Here is a 15,895-nt window from a genome sequence, read left to right as displayed (position 1 = left end):
GTTTCCACTGTTATTTGTCTTCCAGTCCCAGTTCCGCAGCAACGGTCACGACGTCGTTGGACACTTTGACAGGCTGGACATCGCTGCCGTCCTCGGTCCTGAGGGCCCACTGCGGGTCCTTGAGGCCGTGTCCGGTGACGGTGATGGCGATGGTCTTGCCGGCGGGTACCTCCCCTGCGGCGTGCTTCTTGAGCAGGCCTGCGACGCCGGCCGCCGAGCCGGGCTCCACGAAGACGCCCTCACCGGAAGACAGCCAGCGGTGGGCGGCCAGGATTTCCTCGTCAGTGACGGAATCGATGAATCCGCCGGACTCGTCACGGGCCGCAATGGCGCCGTCCCAGGAGGCAGGATTGCCGATCCGGATAGCGGTGGCGATGGTATCCGGTTCCGTGATGGGGTGGCCGGCCACGAAGGGCGCGGCGCCTGCGGCCTGGAAGCCCCACATGGCGGGGGTCCTGGTGGCGACGGGAGCGAGGGTTCCGGCAGTTTCGGACTCGAACGGGGCGGAGTACTCCTTGTAGCCCTTCCAGTAGGCCGTGATGTTTCCGGCGTTGCCGACCGGGAGCACGTGGATGTCCGGGGCGTCGCCCAGGGCATCGACGATCTCGAAGGCGCCGGTCTTCTGGCCCTGGATGCGGGCCGGATTCACGGAGTTGACCAGGAATACCGGGTAGGATTCGCCCAGCTTGCGGGCGATGTCCAGGCAGTTGTCGAAGTTGCCGTCGACCTGCAGGAGCGTGGCGCCGTGCGCGATGGCCTGGCTCAGCTTGCCCATGGAGATCTTGCCTTCGGGCACCAGCACGGCACACGTCAGGCCGGCGGCGGTGGCGTATGCTGCGGCGGACGCTGAGGTGTTGCCGGTGGAGGCGCACACCACGGCCTTGGCCCCGGCCTCAACGGCCGCGGTCATGGCCATGGTCATGCCGCGGTCCTTGAAGGAACCGGTGGGGTTCATGCCCTCGACCTTGAGGTAGACCTCGGAGCCCGTCAGTTCGGACAGCTTCTGCGCATAAACCAGGGGGGTGCCGCCCTCCCCGAGGGTGATGACCTTGGTGGCCGCCGTGACGGGCAGACGGTCAGCATATTCGCGGATGACACCGCGCCATTGGTGAGCCACTTAAGCTCCTTCTACCCGCAGTACGGATGTAACGGAATTGATCACGTCGAGGGCCTTCACGGCTTCGACGGTTGCTGCCAGTGCAGCTTCGCTTGCGCGGTGGGTGACGATCCGCAGCTCGGCCGATTCCACGTTGGAGTCGGCATCGCGGTGGATGGTCTGGCGCATGATTTCGATGGATACGCCGTGCTCGGCGAACAGCTGGGCGATCTTCGCCAGCACGCCGGGCTGGTCCGCAACGTCCAGGCCGATGTAGTAGCTGGTGGTTGCGGCATCGATCGGCAGCGCCGGGACGTGGCCGGTGGTGGACTCGATGCGTCCGGGGCCGCCCAGGACGATCCGGCGGGCCGCCGAGACGAGGTCGCCCAGCACGGCAGACGCCGTCGGGGTTCCGCCGGCGCCCTGGCCGTAGAACATCAGCTCGCCGGCGTTCTCCGCCTCGACAAAGACGGCGTTGAACGCACCGCGGACGGCTGCCAGCGGGTGCTCGCGCGGCAGGAGCGTCGGGTGGACGCGCACGGAAACGCCCTCGTTGCCGGCTGTTTCCGTGCCAGTGGCGGTGATTTTCTCGGCGATGGCCAGCAGCTTGATGACGAAGCCCGCTTCCTTGGCGGCGGCGATGTCGGCGGCGCTGACGCGGGTGATGCCCTCGCAGTAGACGTTCTCGAGGTCGAAGCGGGTGTGGAAGGACAGGGACGCCAGGATGGCGGCCTTGGCCGCGGCGTCGTGCCCCTCGACGTCGGCCGTCGGGTCAGCCTCGGCGTAGCCGAGCCGCTGGGCCTCGGCAAGTGCGTCGGCGAACTGCGCGCCGGTGGAGTCCATCTGGTCAAGGATGAAGTTGGTGGTGCCGTTGACGATGCCGAGCACGCGGGTGATGCGGTCACCGGAGAGGCTGTCGCGGATGGGGCGCAGGATGGGGATGGCGCCTGCCACGGCGGCTTCGTAGGACAGCTCGACGCCGGCCTTGTCCGCTTCTTCGTAGAGTGCAGGACCATCGGCGGCCAGCAGGGCCTTGTTGCCCGTGACCACGCTGGCGCCGTTCTGGATGGCGGAGAGGATCAGCGAGCGGGCAGGCTCGATGCCGCCCATCAGCTCGATCACGAGGTCAGCCTCCTTGACCAGCGTTTCACCGTCGGTGGTGAAGAGGTCGCGCGGGAGGTCCACGTCGCGTTCGGCGTCGAGGTTACGCACCGCGATGCCGGCCAGTTCCAGGCGGGCGCCGGTGCGCGGCGCCAGGGTGCCGGCGTCGTCAATCAGAATCCGCGCCACCTGAGCCCCGACGTTGCCACAGCCCAGCAGGGCCACTTTCAGGGTTCGCAATTCGGTCATTCAGGCTCCCATGTCGCGGTTCAGCAGATCTTCTTCGGTTTCCCCGCGGACAATCAGCCGGGGAGATCCGTCGCGCACAGCGACAACGCCCGGCCGGGCCAGATAGTTGTAGTTGCTTGACAGGGCCCAGCAGTAGGCGCCGGTCCCCGGTACAGCGAGCAGATCACCGGCTGCCACGTCCTCGGGCAGATATACATCTCTAACAACTATGTCGCCGCTCTCGCAATGTTTGCCCACTACGCGGGACAGCTGCGGGGCCGCGGCGGAGGTCCGCGACGCGAGAATGGCCGAATAATCCGCGTCGTACAGCACCGGACGGGCGTTGTCGCTCATGCCGCCGTCCACTGACACATAGCGGCGCGGGTGCGTAACGTTTTTAGCAGTATTTTCACCGGCTGCGCCGTCGCCGCCGGCCGGGGCGTCCACGCGGACGGTTTTCAGCGTGCCCACCTCGTACAGCGTGAAGGTGCTGCTGCCCACGATCGCGCGGCCGGGCTCGATGGAAATCCGGGGTGCGGTGATGCCCAGTTCGGAGCACTTGGAACGTACGACGGCGGCCATCGCCTGCGCGATGTCGGCTGCCGGGCGGGGCGTGTCCACGGGCGTGTAGGCGATGCCGTAGCCGCCGCCGAGGTCAAGCTCGGGAAGGGTAATGGAATATTTGGCCTGCACGGCGGCCAGGAAGGTCAGGAGCTTCTGCGCGGCCAGCGCAAAGCCGTCCGGCTCGAAGATCTGCGAACCGATATGGCAGTGCAGGCCCAGCAGCTCCACGCTGGGGTAGGACGTTGCCGCGGCGACGGCCTCCTCGGCGGCGGACAGGCCTGCTTCGTCGGTCGTATCCTCCGCCATGGAGAGGCCGAATTTCTGGTCTTCGTGGGCGGTGGCGATGAACTCGTGGGTATGGGCGTGCACGCCGGGCGTCAGCCGCAGCATGACCTTGGCGGTCTCCCCGCGGCCGGAGGCGATTTTGGCCACGCGCTCCAGCTCGTCGAGGCTGTCCACCACAATGCGGCCGAGGTCCATGTCCAGCGCCCGGTTGATCTCGGCGTCGGACTTGTTGTTGCCGTGCAGCGAGAGGTTGGCGCCGTCGATGCCGGCGCGGGCGGCTACGGCGAGTTCGCCGCCGGAACACGTGTCCAGCCGCAGCCCTTCTTCGGCGACCCATGCCGCGACGGCGGTGCAGAGGAATGACTTGCCGGCGTAGTAGACATCCACTCCCCCGCAGATGTCGGCAAAGGCTTCGTCGAACGCGTCCTTGAAGGCGCGGGCACGTGCACGGAAGTCCGATTCGCTCATGACGAAAAGTGGCGTGCCGAACTGTTCCTTGAGGCTGCTGACCGGGATGCCGTCAATGGCCAGTTCACCGCCGGCACTCCGCTCCACTCCGCCGGCCCACACGGGGGTGTGGAGGGCGTTGATGTCCGAGGGGACGGCGAGCCACTCCGGAGCCAGCGGCGAGGCTGCGCTGGTGGTTTCGGTGTTGGTGGTTTGCAACCGAATCACATCCGTTCCGGCGCCGAAACGCCCAGCAGTTCAAGTCCGTTGGCCAGCACCTGGCTGGTGGCGTCATTGAGCCACAGCCTGGTGCGGTTGGTGTCCGTAACCGGTTCGTCACCCATGGGCGCCACCCGGCAGGCGTCGTACCAGCGGTGGTAGGCGCCGGCGATGACCTCGAGGTGCCGTGCCACGCGGTGCGGCTCGCGCAGTTCCGCTGCCTTGGCCACGATGGAGGGGTAGCTGCCCAGGTAGGACAGCAGTTCGTTCTCCGTGGCGTGGTCCAGCAGGGAGGCGTCGAAGGCGCTCCGGTCCACTCCGGCAGCCACGGCGTTACGCGCGGTGCCGCGGGAACGGGCGTGCGCATACTGCACGTAGAACACGGGGTTCTCGTTGGAGTGCTTCTTGAGCAGCTCGGGGTCCAGCGTGAGCGGGGAGTCGGCCGGGAAGCGTGCCAGCGAGTAGCGGACCGCGTCCGTTCCCAGCCAGGAGATCAGGTCCTTGAGCTCAATGATGTTGCCGGCGCGCTTGGAGAGTTTGGCGCCGTTGACGGAAACCAGCTGGCCGATCAGGACCTCGATGTTGACCTCGGGATCATCGCCGGCGGCGGCGGCGATGGCCTTGAGCCGGTTGATGTAGCCGTGGTGGTCGGCTCCCAGGAGGTAGATCTTTTCCGTGTAGCCGCGGTCCTTCTTGGACAGGTAGTACGCGGCATCGGCCGCGAAGTAGGTCGGCTCGCCGTTCGCGCGGATCATCACGCGGTCCTTGTCATCACCGAAGTCGGTGGTGCGCAGCCAGACGGCACCGCCGTCGTCGAACACGTGGCCCTGCTCGCGAAGGCGGGCAACCGCACTTTCGATCGCGCCGGCGTCGTGAAGTTCCTGCTCGGAGAAGAACACGTCGAAGGCGACCCCAAAGTCAGCCAGGGTGTCCTTGATGTCCTTGAGCTGCGCCTCGTAGGCCGCGGCGCGGATCACGGGCAGCGCCGCGGCATCGGTCAGTTCGCGGATGTCCGGGTGCCGGGTCAAGACATCGTGGCCCAAGTCGCGGATGTATTCGCCCGGGTAGCCGCCCTCAGGCACGTCGCGGCCGTGCAGGCGCGACAGCACCGAGTTGGCGAAGACGTTCATCTGGGAACCGGCGTCGTTGATGTAGTACTCGGCGGTGACGTCGGCACCCGAGGCGCGAAGCACCCTGGCGATCGAGTCACCGAGGGCAGCCCAGCGCGTGTGGCCGATGTGCAGCGGCCCGGTGGGGTTGGCGGAGACAAACTCCATGTTGACGGTGTGGCCGGCAAGCGCGGCGTTGGTGCCGTACTCGCTGCCCGCTTCGACGATGGCTTTGGCCAGCGCTCCGGCGGCCGCCGCGTCAACCGTGATGTTAAGGAAGCCGGGACCGGCGATTTCCACACCGGCAACGCCGTTGATGTCCTTAAGCCGCGCGCTGAGCAGCGTGGCGAATTCGCGCGGGTTGGTTCCGGCCTTCTTTGCCAGCTGCAGGGCGATGTTGGTGGCCCAGTCGCCGTGCTCCCGGTTCTTCGGACGCTCCACCAGGACGGATTCCGGTATCGCCGCCTCGGCAAGGGCGATGTCGCCGGCGGCAACGGCGTCTTTCAGGCAGGCGGATATTGCGAGGGAGAGTTCTTCGGGAGTCACACTCCTAGACTACCGGGGAGCCCGTCGTGGCGCGGAATCCGGTAGGGGCCCACACGGCTCCCCACGTCACAGCAAATAGTAGGGAAATTCACAGGGAAACCCTTTAACCTTTACTGACCGGTGAAATTGTTGAAACATCAACACCAAGCCACAACGCTGTCCCTAAAGTGCCCGCACCACGAAAAGAGACCCCGTGAAGCCTTCAATCCGCAAAACTGTTTTCGCCGGCATGGCCGGCCTGTCCCTCGCCGGAACGGTCGCCGGCTGCGCGCCGTCGGCCCAGCAGCCTGCCGCCCAGGAGACCGAGCCCTCGGCGCCCGCTTCTGCGTCGGCAACCGCTTCGGCGGCACCCGGGCCCTCGGCGGGCGCCGCAGCCGGCTACAAGGACGGGACCTACAGCGCGGACGGCAACTACAAGTCCCCCAACGGCACCGAGACCGTTGGCGTCCAGCTGACGCTGGCCGGCGGCACGGTGTCCGCGGTGGAGATCACCGAGCACCCGTCCAATCCCAACACCCGGAAGTTCCAGGGCGAGTTCGCCGGCGGCATCGCTGACCAGGTGGTGGGCAAGAGCCTGGATGAGATCAACGTCTCCAAGGTGGCCGGCTCCTCCCTGACCAGTGGCGGCTTCAACCAGGCGGTCGAAGCGATCAAGGCGCAGGCCCTGTAGGCGGCTGCCATGCCGCATCCGGGCTGGCAGGGCTTTCGTTTTGACGGCATCGGCACCAGTTGGGAAATCTCCACTCCTGCCCCGTTGCCCCCGGTGCTGCGCAGCTCAGTGCTCGCCGAAGTGGAGCGCTACGACTCCACGTGGTCCAGGTTCCGGGAGGACTCCCTGGTGGCCCGGATCGCCGCGGCGCCCGGACAATACGAGCTGCCGCCCGAAGCCGCGGGCCTGGCCGCACTCTACCGGCAGCTCTACACGCTCAGCGGCGGCGCCATGACGCCCCTCATCGGTGAAAGCCTTGAGCGGCTGGGCTACGATCCACAATATTCGCTGCGGCCCCGCGGGGAAGCTGCGGCTCCCCCGGCCTGGGACGCCGTCCTGGAATGGCACGGAACGTCACTGCGCACCACTGCCCCGGTGGTGCTGGATATTGGCGCGGCGGGCAAGGGCCAGCTCGTGGATCTTCTCGCCGAACAGCTAGGGAGCCACGGTGTTCCGGAATTCTTCATTGACGCCAGCGGGGACCTGCTGAACGGCAGCACGGAAGACGGCGGACAGGAGCCGGTGCAGGTGGCGCTGGAGCATCCGTATGACGCCACTAAGGCGATAGGAACTGTGCCGCTGGGATCCGGCGCCCTCTGCGCTTCGGCGTCGAACCGGCGGGCGTGGGGAGACGGGCTCCATCATGTCCTGGACGGCACCACAGGCGCGCCGGTCAGGACGGTGGTGGCCGCGTGGGCCTTGGCGGACACGGCCCTGGAGGCTGACGCCCTCGCCACCGCCCTGTTCCTGGTTCCGGCCGAGGACCTGGAACGGCATTTCCGTTTTTCCTGGCTCAAGGTATTTTCCAACGGCAGCGCGGAGTACTCCGCGGAATTCGAAGGAAGGCTGTTCACATGAGTTCAACCACCTCCCGGCAGCAGGCCTCACCCGGCACCGCCCTTGACGCGTACCTGGGCCGGTTCACGATGTACAGGCTGGTGTTGTTGGTGCTTGCCTCGCTGGCTGCCTACAGCCTCCTGCTCGACGCCCTCGGCTGGCTGACCTTCGGTATTCCGAACATGCTCGCACACCTGGCCCTCTGCCTTGCGCTGACGTACGTTTCCAACCGCGCCCTGGCCGTGCTGTTCAAGGTTCAGCCGCATTCGGAATCGTCGCTGATTACAGGCCTCCTGCTGTACTTCCTGTTCTGGCCGACTCAGCTCGGCCCGGCCTTTGCACCGATGGACCTGGCCGGGGTGGCACTGGCCTGCGTCCTGGCGTCTGCCTCCAAGTACGCCCTCGCCTGGCGCGGCCGCCATGTGTTCAACCCCGCGGCCGCCGGGGCCTTCATCACCGGGCTTACCGGGCTCAACATCGCCACGTGGTGGGCCGGCACACCTGCCATGCTCATGCTTCTGGTCCCGGGCGTCCTGCTGGTGCTCTACCGGACCCGAAAAACGCTCATGGCCGCAGTCTTCGTCCTGGTGGCAACCGGCGTCGTGGCCGCGGTGCAAATGTCTTCCGGCGTCGACCTCGGAAGTGTCGTGTGGCAAACCCTGGCGCAAGGCCCTGTGCTGTTCTTTGCCGGCTTCATGCTCACCGAGCCGCTCACCCTGCCACCCCGGCGCTGGCAGCAGCTGGCGCTCGCCGCCGTCGTCGGAATCCTGCTGGCTACACCCTTCAACCTCGGCTTCCTGGCCAACTCCCCCGAGCTGGCACTGCTGGTGGGCAATCTGCTGGCATTCCTGGCCGGCCAGCGCGGAAGCGTCCGGCTGCTGTTCAGCCACTCCCGCAGGCTTACGCCGACGACGACGGAATTCGTCTTCCGCCCCCAGCGCCCGCTCCGCCACGCGTCCGGCCAGTACCTCGAACTGGATCTTCCGCACCCCAAGCCCGACGGACGGGGAAGGCGCCGCGTGTTCAGCCTGACCAGCCCGCCCGACGCGAAGCATGTGAAGATCGGCGTCGGCACTGCTGACCCCGTCTCCGCTGCCAAGCGCAAGCTGCTGTCCCTCCAACCCGGCGAGGAGCTCACGGCCACCACCGTGGCGGGTGACTTTGTCCTGCCGAAGGGTTCGGACCCCGTGCTGCTCATTGCCGCCGGCATCGGTATCACGCCGTATCTGGCGCGCTTGTCCGCCGGGGTGGCCCGCGAGCGCGACACCGTGCTTCTCTACCTCGCCCGGAGCGCATCGGAACTCGCCTACGCGGCCGAACTGGAGGATTCCGGCGCCCGCGTCGTTGCCCGGCTCGCGGACGGATCGGCGCCGCCGGACTTCATCGAGGACGCCGGTGCTGTGCTTGCCCCGGGCGAGCGGCTTGACGGTCACGCACTGCAACGGCTGGTGCCGGACATTGGCCAGCGAAGGGTTTTCATCTCGGGTTCACCGGCCAGCGTCGGCTCGCTGCGGCGCGCCGCCCGGCATGCCGGCGCACGCCGTATCCACGTGGATTCGTTCGCGGGATACTGATGTGGGGCACGGAAGCGGGTTTCGTTTTCCATTCCGGCCCACCTTCCTGCTAAGCTCTAGGACGTCCGGCCGGGAACGGCAGGATCCCTGGATGCCCTCGTAGCTCAGGGGATAGAGCGTCTGCCTCCGGAGCAGAAGGCCGTAGGTTCGAATCCTATCGAGGGCACAGAAGAAACCCCCGCCGCTTACTGAAAGCGACGGGGGTTTTCTGTGTCTCGAGTGTCCCTGACGCAGAATGTCAGAGGCCCTTCGTAGTGTGAGTGGCATGGTCTGTTCAATCGTTCCGCCGTACATCCTTCGCCGCTTGGCTGCCCAAAAGTCACCCCGGTTCTCGGCCGTTGCCCGCGCCGCCAAGGAAGCCCTCCTCCACGTCGGGGCCGTGCACGCGGGCCGCGCGGCGGCGCCGTCCGCCCCTGCCGGCATCAGGCAACTGGAGCCCGCTTCGGTCAACAGGTCCGTCTTTGACGCCAAGTCCGGCGAGTCCCTGCCCGGGCAGGTTGTCAGGAAAGAGGGCGACGCCGCCACGGGCGACCCCGCCGTCGACGAGGCCTACGACGGCCTGGGCCATACGCACGTCCTCTACGCGGACGCCTTCGGACGCAACTCCATCGACGGCCTGGGAATGCCGCTGAACGCCACTGTCCACTTCGGCAGAATGTACGACAACGCGTTTTGGGACGGCCAGCAAATGGTGTTTGGCGACGGCGACGGCGAGGTCTTCGAGCGGTTCACCAGCTCGCTCAGCGTGATTGGCCACGAACTGGCCCACGGTGTGACGCAGTTTTCGGCCGGACTCGCCTACCGCAACCAGGCCGGGGCCATCAACGAGTCCGTGTCCGACGTGTTCGGCGCACTCGTGGAGCAGTATTTCCGGAAGCAGACCACCGCCGAAGCCTCCTGGCTGATCGGCCAAGGGCTGTTCACGCCGCAGGTTGAAGGGTCCGCGCTGCGCTCCATGAAGGCACCGGGAACCGCGTACGACGACGACGTCCTCGGCAAGGACCCGCAGCCGGACTCCATGGACTCCTACGTGCGCACGAGGGCGGACAACGGCGGGGTCCACATTAACTCCGGCATCCCGAACCGGGCGTTCTGCGTCGTCGCCCAGACCCTGGGCGGGAACGCCTGGGAAGCGCCGGGCCAGATCTGGTACGAGACCCTGACAAACGGCTCGCTGAGCCCGACCAGCACCTTCACAGCCTTCGCCAAAGCCACCGCGGCGACGGCGAAGGAACTGTTCGGCGAGGAGTCGGCAGAGCATGACGCCGTGCGCGGGGCGTGGGAGACTGTGAAGGTAAAGCTCTAACCGGCGCCGGGACTGTGACATTCCGCTTCCCGGCGGCCGCGGAAACCCGGGAGCCTCGCCATGAAAATCACAGTCGAGCGCAGCGGCGGGATAGCCGCACTCACCCGTGTCTGGACGGTGCTTGCCGTCACCACCAGTGACAAGAGCCGCTGGCAGCCGCTCGTCGAAGCGTGCCCTTGGGACGCCGTCGACGATCCCCGCCAGGCGGCGGATGGGCAGCCGGACCGCTTCATGTACTCCATCCGTGCCGGCCAGCGCCGCGCCACCCTGCCGGAGACGGCTGTGACCGGTCCCTGGCGGGTGCTGGTGGAGTCCACCCGGGCAGCAGCCGAAGAATCGGCCTAGCCGGCCGGGGCCATCTGGCCGCGGAAGGCCCGTCGGTAGGACTGCGGACTCGTGTCCAGCACCTTGGCGAAGTGGTGCCGAAGCAGCACGGGGTGGCCGAACCCTGACTGCCGCGCCACCTCGTCGATGTTCAGTTCCGTGGACTCCAGGAGCTCCTGAGCGCGCAGGACCCGCTGGGAGTTGAGCCACGCAGCCGGGGTGGCTCCAGTTTCAGCACGGAACCGCCGGGCAAAGGTGCGCGGCGACATATGCACGCGGGCGGCCAGCTCCTGGACGGGATGCTCCTCGTCGAGGTTCGCCACCATCCACCGGAGGAGTTCCTCCATGGGCTGGGAGCCGCACTCAGGCATAGGCCGGTCGATGAACTGGGCCTGGCCACCGTCGCGGTGCGGCGGAACCACCATGTCCCTGGCAATGGCGGCAGCCACGGCGGCCCCAAACTCGATCCTCACCAGATGCAGACAGGCGTCGATGCCCGCCGCCGTACCGGCGCTGGAGATGATCCGTCCGTCCTGGACGTAGAGGACATTCTCGTCGACCAGGACTTTGGGGTACTGGGCCGCCAATTCTTCAGAGTAATGCCAGTGCGTGGTGCACCGGCGTCCGTCCAGGATCCCGGCTCGCGCCAGCGCGAACGCGCCGGAGCAGATCGACATCACCCAAGCACCGCGGCTGTGCGCCGCCCGGAGGGCATCGAGGACTGATTCCGGCACATCTTCTTCCCGGCCGTAGGGCGCCATGATCACCAGGTCGGCATCGGCGGCGGCCTCCAGGCCGAGGCCGACGTTCATGGTGAGGCCGGATTTCAGCGGAACTTCGCCGGGCACCGGAGTACACACCCGGAAGTCGAACTGCGGCACGCCTGTTCCCCGGTCCGAACGGTCGATGCCAAACACCTCAAAGGCGGTACCGAACTCGAAGATCGAGAAGTTGGGAACCGCAATGATTGCCACTGATTTGAGCATGTTTCCAGTATGGCAGAAATTTGTACATTTTAGGCATTTCTGCCACTTCTTTCGTGACTTGCGCAGGAGAACCATGGAGACATGGAAATCTTCGGAATCGCCCTTCTTGTCCTGGTCCTCATTGCAGCTGCCGCCACGGTCGGCGCCATTCTGCGGGACGGGCGCGGTCACACCCCTCCCGAACACTCGGTGCGCGACTGGTCCGCACTAGACCTACCCAGCAGCAACTACACGATGCGCATCTTCTAGCGGCGGATGACCCCGGCCACACCTGTTCACTGTCCGCCCGCCAATGTCCGCCCGCCACTGTCCTCCACCCGAAAAACACTGCCCACCCAGAACCACAATCCCCACCAACACCAAGGACCCGGCGTACGCCGGGTCCTTTTACACGGCAGTAGACTTGGAGGAGCCATGACTTTTCACATCTCCTACCCCGCCGAGCTGCCGGTTTCCGAGCGCCGCGAGGACCTGATGGCCGCGATTGCCGCCAACCAGGTGACCATCATTGCCGGCGAGACCGGCTCCGGAAAGACCACCCAGATTCCCAAGATGTGCTTGGAGCTGGGCCTGGGGGACAACGGACTGATCGGCCATACCCAGCCGCGGCGGCTCGCAGCCCGCACGGTGGCCGAGCGCATCGCCTCCGAACTCGGCGTCGACATCGGCCAGGAGGTGGGCTTCCAGGTCCGCTTCACCGGCGAGGTGAGCAAATCCACCAAGGTCAAACTGATGACCGACGGCATCCTGCTGGCCGAAATCCAGCGCGACAAGCTGCTCCGCAAGTACAACGCGATCATCATCGATGAGGCGCACGAACGCAGCCTGAACATCGACTTCATCCTCGGCTACCTCAAGCGGATCCTGCCTCAGCGGCCGGACCTGAAGGTCATCATCACCTCCGCCACCATCGACCCCGAGCGCTTCGCCAAGCACTTCGGCTCGGATGAGGAACCGGCACCGATCGTTGAGGTGTCCGGGAGAACGTTCCCCGTGGAGATCCGCTACCGGCCGCTCTCGCAGCCAGCCGGCGGCCCGTCCACCGGCGATGACGAGGACAACTCCTCCGACGATGAACTCGAGGAAGACCGGGATCCGCTGGACGCGGTGTGCGACGCCGTCGACGAACTCGCCCTGGAAGCGCCAGGCGACATCCTCATCTTCTTCTCCGGCGAGCGGGAGATCCGGGACGCCGCGGACGCGCTGCAGGCCAGGATCCAGACCAACCGGCGGCTGGCCGGAACCGAGGTCCTGCCGCTTTTCGCGCGGCTGAGCCTGCAGGAACAGCACCGGGTGTTCAACCCGGGCAGCAAGCGGAGGATCGTGCTGGCCACCAACGTGGCCGAGACCTCCCTCACCGTTCCCGGCATCAAGTACGTCATCGACACCGGCACCGCGCGCATCTCGCGCTATTCGCACCGCACCAAGGTGCAGCGGCTGCCCATCGAACGGGTTTCCCAGGCGTCGGCCAACCAGCGCTCCGGGCGCTGTGGCCGCGTGTCGGACGGCATCGCCATCCGGCTGTATTCCGAGGAGGACTTCGAGTCCCGGCCGCTCTACACCGATCCGGAAATCCTGCGCACCAACCTGGCCGCCGTCATCCTGCAGATGACCGCCATGGGTGTCGCCCGCGGGCCCAAGGACATCGAAAACTTCCCATTCGTTGAGCCGCCGGATTCACGGGCCATCAACGACGGCGTGACCCTCCTTCGTGAGCTCGGCGCCTTGAGCGCGCCGCAGGCAGCCGCCGGCTCTCCCCAAACGGCAATAGCGGAGGGCAGGAATGCCGGCCGCAACGGCGGCGGCGCTCTGACCGCCGTCGGACATAAGCTTGCCCAGCTCCCGGTGGACCCGCGGCTCGGACGCATGATTGTGGAGGCCGGCCAGCGCGGCTGCGTCCGCGAAGTGATGATCCTGGCGGCGGCACTCACCATTCAGGACCCCCGCGAACGTCCAACGGACAAGCAGCAGCTGGCGGCGGAGAAGCACGCCCGCTTCCGCGACGAGAATTCAGACTTCACCGGCTACCTGAACCTCTGGAACTACATCCACGAGAAACAGCAGGAGCTCTCCTCCACCCAGTTCCGCCGCCTCTGCCGGAACGAATTCATCAACTACCTGCGTGTCCGCGAGTGGCAGGACCTGTTCACGCAGCTCCGGCAGCTGGCCCGGCCGCTGGGCATCAGCCTGGACAACAAGCGCCAGGCGGACGCTGTGGGCAACCACGAGGGCATCCACATCAGCCTTCTCTCCGGCCTGCTGAGCCACATCGGCATCCTCGACGAACGCAAGCGGGAATACGCCGGCGCCCGGGGAACCCGTTTTGCCATCTTCCCGGGCTCGGCTCTGTTCAAGAAGTCGCCCACATTTGTCATGGCTGCCGAGCTCGTGGAAACCAGCCGGCTGTGGGCCCGGGTGGCCTCCAAGTTCGAGCCGGTGTGGGCCGAGCAGGTGGCGCCGCACCTGATCAAGCGCAGCTACAGCGAACCCCACTGGTCCACCAAGATGGGCGCAGTGATGGCCTATGAAAAGGTCACCCTCTACGGCGTGCCCATCATCGCCCAGCGCCGGATCAACTTCGGCAAGGTCGATCCCGTCCTGGCCCGTGAGCTGTTCATCAGGCATGCGCTGGTCCAGGGCGAATGGAAGACGCACCACAAGTTCTTCCACCGTAACCGGGCCCTGCTGCACGAAGTTGAGGAACTCGAGGCACGGATGCGCCGCCGGGACCTCCTGGTGGACGACGAAACGCTCTTCGAGTTCTATGACGCGCGGGTGGGCAAGGACGTCGTCTCGGAACGGCACTTCGACAAGTGGTGGAAGGACGCCCGGCAGCAGAATCCCGCGCTTCTGGACTTCGACGAGGCCCTGCTTCTGAGTGAGGACGCCGAAGCGCTGGACGAGTCCGCGTACCCGAAGACGTGGCTGCACAAGGGGTTTGAACTGCCCCTGAGCTATGAGTTCCATCCCGTGGCGCCGGGCTCGACGCCCAACCCGTCCGACGGCGTGACGGCGGAAGTTCCGGTCCTCTTCCTGAACCAGCTTGAAGACGCACCCTTCCGATGGCTGATTCCCGGCCAGCGTGTGGAACTCGTGACTGCGTTGATCAAGTCGCTGCCGAAGCAGGTCCGCAAGAGCTTCGTTCCTGCCCCCGACGTCGCACGGCAGGCGGTGGCGGCACTGGAAGCGGATTTCGACCCGGCCGAGGACGAGCTCGAGAGCTCGCTTGAGCTTGTCCTCCGCCGCCTCAAGGGCCAGATCATCCCGCCCGGGTCCTGGAACTGGGACGCGGTTCCGCCGCACCTGCGCGTGAGCTTCAAGGTGGTGGACAGCCGCGGCAAGGTTCTGGACGAGGGCAAGGACCTGGAAGCGCTGCAGGAGCGGCTGGCGCCGGCCACCCGCCGGGCCATCGCGGAGTCCCTGGGCGCCACTCCGGCCACCGCCGGCCCGCGGTCTGCGAAGAAGGGCCAGCAGCAAGGGGCCCCAAAGGACGCGCGGGACGCGCGGGCACAGGACGGCCGTCCGCAGGCGCACGCCGGGTTCACGGAACAGTCCGGCCTGACCGCCTGGCAGTTCGGCGCCATTCAGCGGGAAGCCAGCGTCACCGTCAAGGGCCATACCGTCACCGGATTTCCCGCGCTGGTGGACGAGGGAAAGTCCGTTGGCCTACGCATCTTCCAGACAGCTTCGGAGCAGCAGGAAGCCATGCGGGGCGGAGTCATCCGGCTGCTCGCACTGCGCGTGCCGGCGCCGGACCGATACGTCCTGGAGCACCTGAACAACACCGAGAAGCTGACGTTCAGCCAGAACCCGCACGGGTCCGTCTCGGCTCTGATCGCAGACTGCGTCCTGGCGGCGGTGGACAAGCTGACCCCCGCAGAACTCCCATGGGACCAGGCAGCGTTCGATGCCCTGTTTGAGCATGTCCGGGCGGAACTGATAGACACCGTCTTCAGTGTTACGGCCGTGGTGGAGCGCATCCTCGCGAGCACGCGCCGGATCCAAAAGCAGCTCAAGGGCACGACGAGCCTGGCGCTCATCAGCGCACTCAACGATGTCCGCAGCCAGCTTGAACAGCTGGTCTTCCCGGGTTTCGTAGCCCGCACGGGCTACGCCCAGCTGAGCCAGCTCCCCCGTTACCTCGCCGCTATCGAAAAACGCCTCGAGAAGCTGCCCGGCAACGTTCAGCGCGATGCGGTCAACATGGCGGCGGTCCAGCAGCTGGAGGATGATTACGACGACGCCGTGTCGGCTTTGCTGCCCGGCCGGCGCGCCGGTGCCGAGCTGACGCAGGTGCGCTGGATGATCGAGGAGCTGAGGGTGAGCCTGTTCGCCGTCGAACTCGGCACAGCCTATTCCGTGTCCGAGAAGCGGATCCGAACGGCGTTGAACAAGGTGCTCGCGGCATAGCGTCAACGGGCTACACCGCCCTGAATTTCGCGTTCGGCGGCTGCTGCCGCGGCTTGGGTTGCCCACTCGCCCCTGCACCCACCTGAGTAGCATTTTGGATCCCGCCCTCATCCGGCGCCCTATCGGCCCTTTATTGTCAGTCCCCCTTGGCAGA

At 66.5% G+C, this 15,895-nt stretch carries 12 protein-coding genes and 1 tRNA gene; 8 read left to right on the top strand and 5 right to left on the bottom strand.

What is annotated here, in order from left to right:
* Window positions 1-10: 10 nt before the first annotated feature.
* Genes thrC through argS form a run of 4 tightly spaced genes read right to left on the bottom strand, consistent with a single transcriptional unit; the run spans window position 11 to window position 5,595 of the window.
* Window positions 11-1,117, bottom strand: coding sequence for a threonine synthase (thrC, locus tag DBZ45_RS21755; RefSeq protein WP_111905881.1), 1,107 nt, complete (start codon window positions 1,115-1,117; stop codon window positions 11-13).
* Window positions 1,118-2,446 carry a homoserine dehydrogenase gene (locus DBZ45_RS21750; protein ID WP_111905880.1) on the bottom strand — a complete coding sequence of 443 codons (1,329 nt, stop codon included), beginning with the start codon at window positions 2,444-2,446 and terminating at the stop codon, window positions 1,118-1,120. It lies immediately after the preceding gene.
* A complete protein-coding gene (lysA, locus tag DBZ45_RS21745; protein WP_262982883.1) occupies window positions 2,447-3,949 on the bottom strand; it encodes a diaminopimelate decarboxylase in 1,503 nt (500 codons plus the stop codon).
* Window positions 3,946-5,595 (bottom strand): arginine--tRNA ligase, encoded by a 1,650-nt coding sequence (gene argS, locus DBZ45_RS21740; protein WP_111905879.1) that lies wholly within the window; start codon window positions 5,593-5,595, stop codon window positions 3,946-3,948. Before argS ends, lysA begins: the two co-directional genes overlap by 4 nt.
* Window positions 5,596-5,788: 193 nt before the next feature.
* Between argS and DBZ45_RS21735 the strand changes: the two genes are divergently transcribed.
* From DBZ45_RS21735 to DBZ45_RS21710, 6 genes are all read left to right on the top strand, one after another.
* Window positions 5,789-6,265 (top strand): FMN-binding protein, encoded by a 477-nt coding sequence (locus DBZ45_RS21735; RefSeq protein ID WP_111905878.1) that lies wholly within the window; start codon window positions 5,789-5,791, stop codon window positions 6,263-6,265.
* 9 nt (window positions 6,266-6,274) lie between these two features.
* Window positions 6,275-7,162, top strand: a complete 888-nt coding sequence (locus DBZ45_RS21730) for an FAD:protein FMN transferase (protein ID WP_111905877.1) — start codon at window positions 6,275-6,277, stop codon at window positions 7,160-7,162.
* On the top strand, window positions 7,159-8,715 hold the full coding sequence (locus tag DBZ45_RS21725) for a ferredoxin--NADP reductase (RefSeq protein WP_111905876.1): 1,557 nt from the start codon (window positions 7,159-7,161) through the stop codon (window positions 8,713-8,715). The genes DBZ45_RS21730 and DBZ45_RS21725 overlap by 4 nt, the downstream gene beginning before the upstream one ends.
* A gap of 93 nt (window positions 8,716-8,808) precedes the next feature.
* Window positions 8,809-8,881 (top strand) — tRNA-Arg (locus DBZ45_RS21720).
* Window positions 8,882-8,980: 99 nt separating this feature from the next.
* Window positions 8,981-10,021, top strand: a complete 1,041-nt coding sequence (locus tag DBZ45_RS21715; RefSeq protein WP_111905875.1) for a M4 family metallopeptidase — start codon at window positions 8,981-8,983, stop codon at window positions 10,019-10,021.
* A gap of 60 nt (window positions 10,022-10,081) precedes the next feature.
* Window positions 10,082-10,366, top strand: coding sequence for a protealysin inhibitor emfourin (locus DBZ45_RS21710; protein ID WP_111905874.1), 285 nt, complete (start codon window positions 10,082-10,084; stop codon window positions 10,364-10,366).
* Here the strand turns inward: DBZ45_RS21710 and DBZ45_RS21705 are convergent.
* A complete protein-coding gene (locus DBZ45_RS21705) occupies window positions 10,363-11,331 on the bottom strand; it encodes a GlxA family transcriptional regulator (protein WP_111905873.1) in 969 nt (322 codons plus the stop codon). The two genes, DBZ45_RS21710 and DBZ45_RS21705, sit on opposite strands and share 4 nt — an antisense overlap.
* A gap of 81 nt (window positions 11,332-11,412) precedes the next feature.
* Here DBZ45_RS21705 and DBZ45_RS23055 point away from each other — a divergent pair, with 81 nt between their 5' ends.
* Both DBZ45_RS23055 and hrpA read left to right on the top strand, forming a co-directional pair.
* Window positions 11,413-11,580, top strand: coding sequence for a hypothetical protein (locus tag DBZ45_RS23055; RefSeq protein WP_190243222.1), 168 nt, complete (start codon window positions 11,413-11,415; stop codon window positions 11,578-11,580).
* A gap of 165 nt (window positions 11,581-11,745) precedes the next feature.
* A complete protein-coding gene (gene hrpA, locus DBZ45_RS21700) occupies window positions 11,746-15,741 on the top strand; it encodes an ATP-dependent RNA helicase HrpA (RefSeq protein ID WP_111905872.1) in 3,996 nt (1,331 codons plus the stop codon).
* The last annotated feature ends 154 nt before the right edge of the window (window positions 15,742-15,895 follow it).

Source organism: Arthrobacter globiformis, assembly GCF_003261175.1.
Classification (GTDB): domain Bacteria; phylum Actinomycetota; class Actinomycetes; order Actinomycetales; family Micrococcaceae; genus Arthrobacter; species Arthrobacter globiformis_A.
The sequence above is the reverse complement of the archived record's forward strand: the minus strand, read 5'-3'. Positions and strand labels throughout refer to the sequence as shown.

Coding starts and splice junctions, on each gene's coding strand:
- DBZ45_RS21750 (WP_111905880.1), bottom strand. CDS start 2,446: ATGACCGAATTGCGAACCCTGAAAGTGGCCCTGCTGGGCTGTGGCAAC.
- DBZ45_RS21730 (WP_111905877.1), top strand. CDS start 6,275: ATGCCGCATCCGGGCTGGCAGGGCTTTCGTTTTGACGGCATCGGCACC.
- DBZ45_RS21725 (WP_111905876.1), top strand. CDS start 7,159: ATGAGTTCAACCACCTCCCGGCAGCAGGCCTCACCCGGCACCGCCCTT.
- DBZ45_RS21715 (WP_111905875.1), top strand. CDS start 8,981: ATGGTCTGTTCAATCGTTCCGCCGTACATCCTTCGCCGCTTGGCTGCC.
- DBZ45_RS21710 (WP_111905874.1), top strand. CDS start 10,082: ATGAAAATCACAGTCGAGCGCAGCGGCGGGATAGCCGCACTCACCCGT.
- DBZ45_RS21705 (WP_111905873.1), bottom strand. CDS start 11,331: ATGCTCAAATCAGTGGCAATCATTGCGGTTCCCAACTTCTCGATCTTC.
- DBZ45_RS23055 (WP_190243222.1), top strand. CDS start 11,413: ATGGAAATCTTCGGAATCGCCCTTCTTGTCCTGGTCCTCATTGCAGCT.
- hrpA (WP_111905872.1), top strand. CDS start 11,746: ATGACTTTTCACATCTCCTACCCCGCCGAGCTGCCGGTTTCCGAGCGC.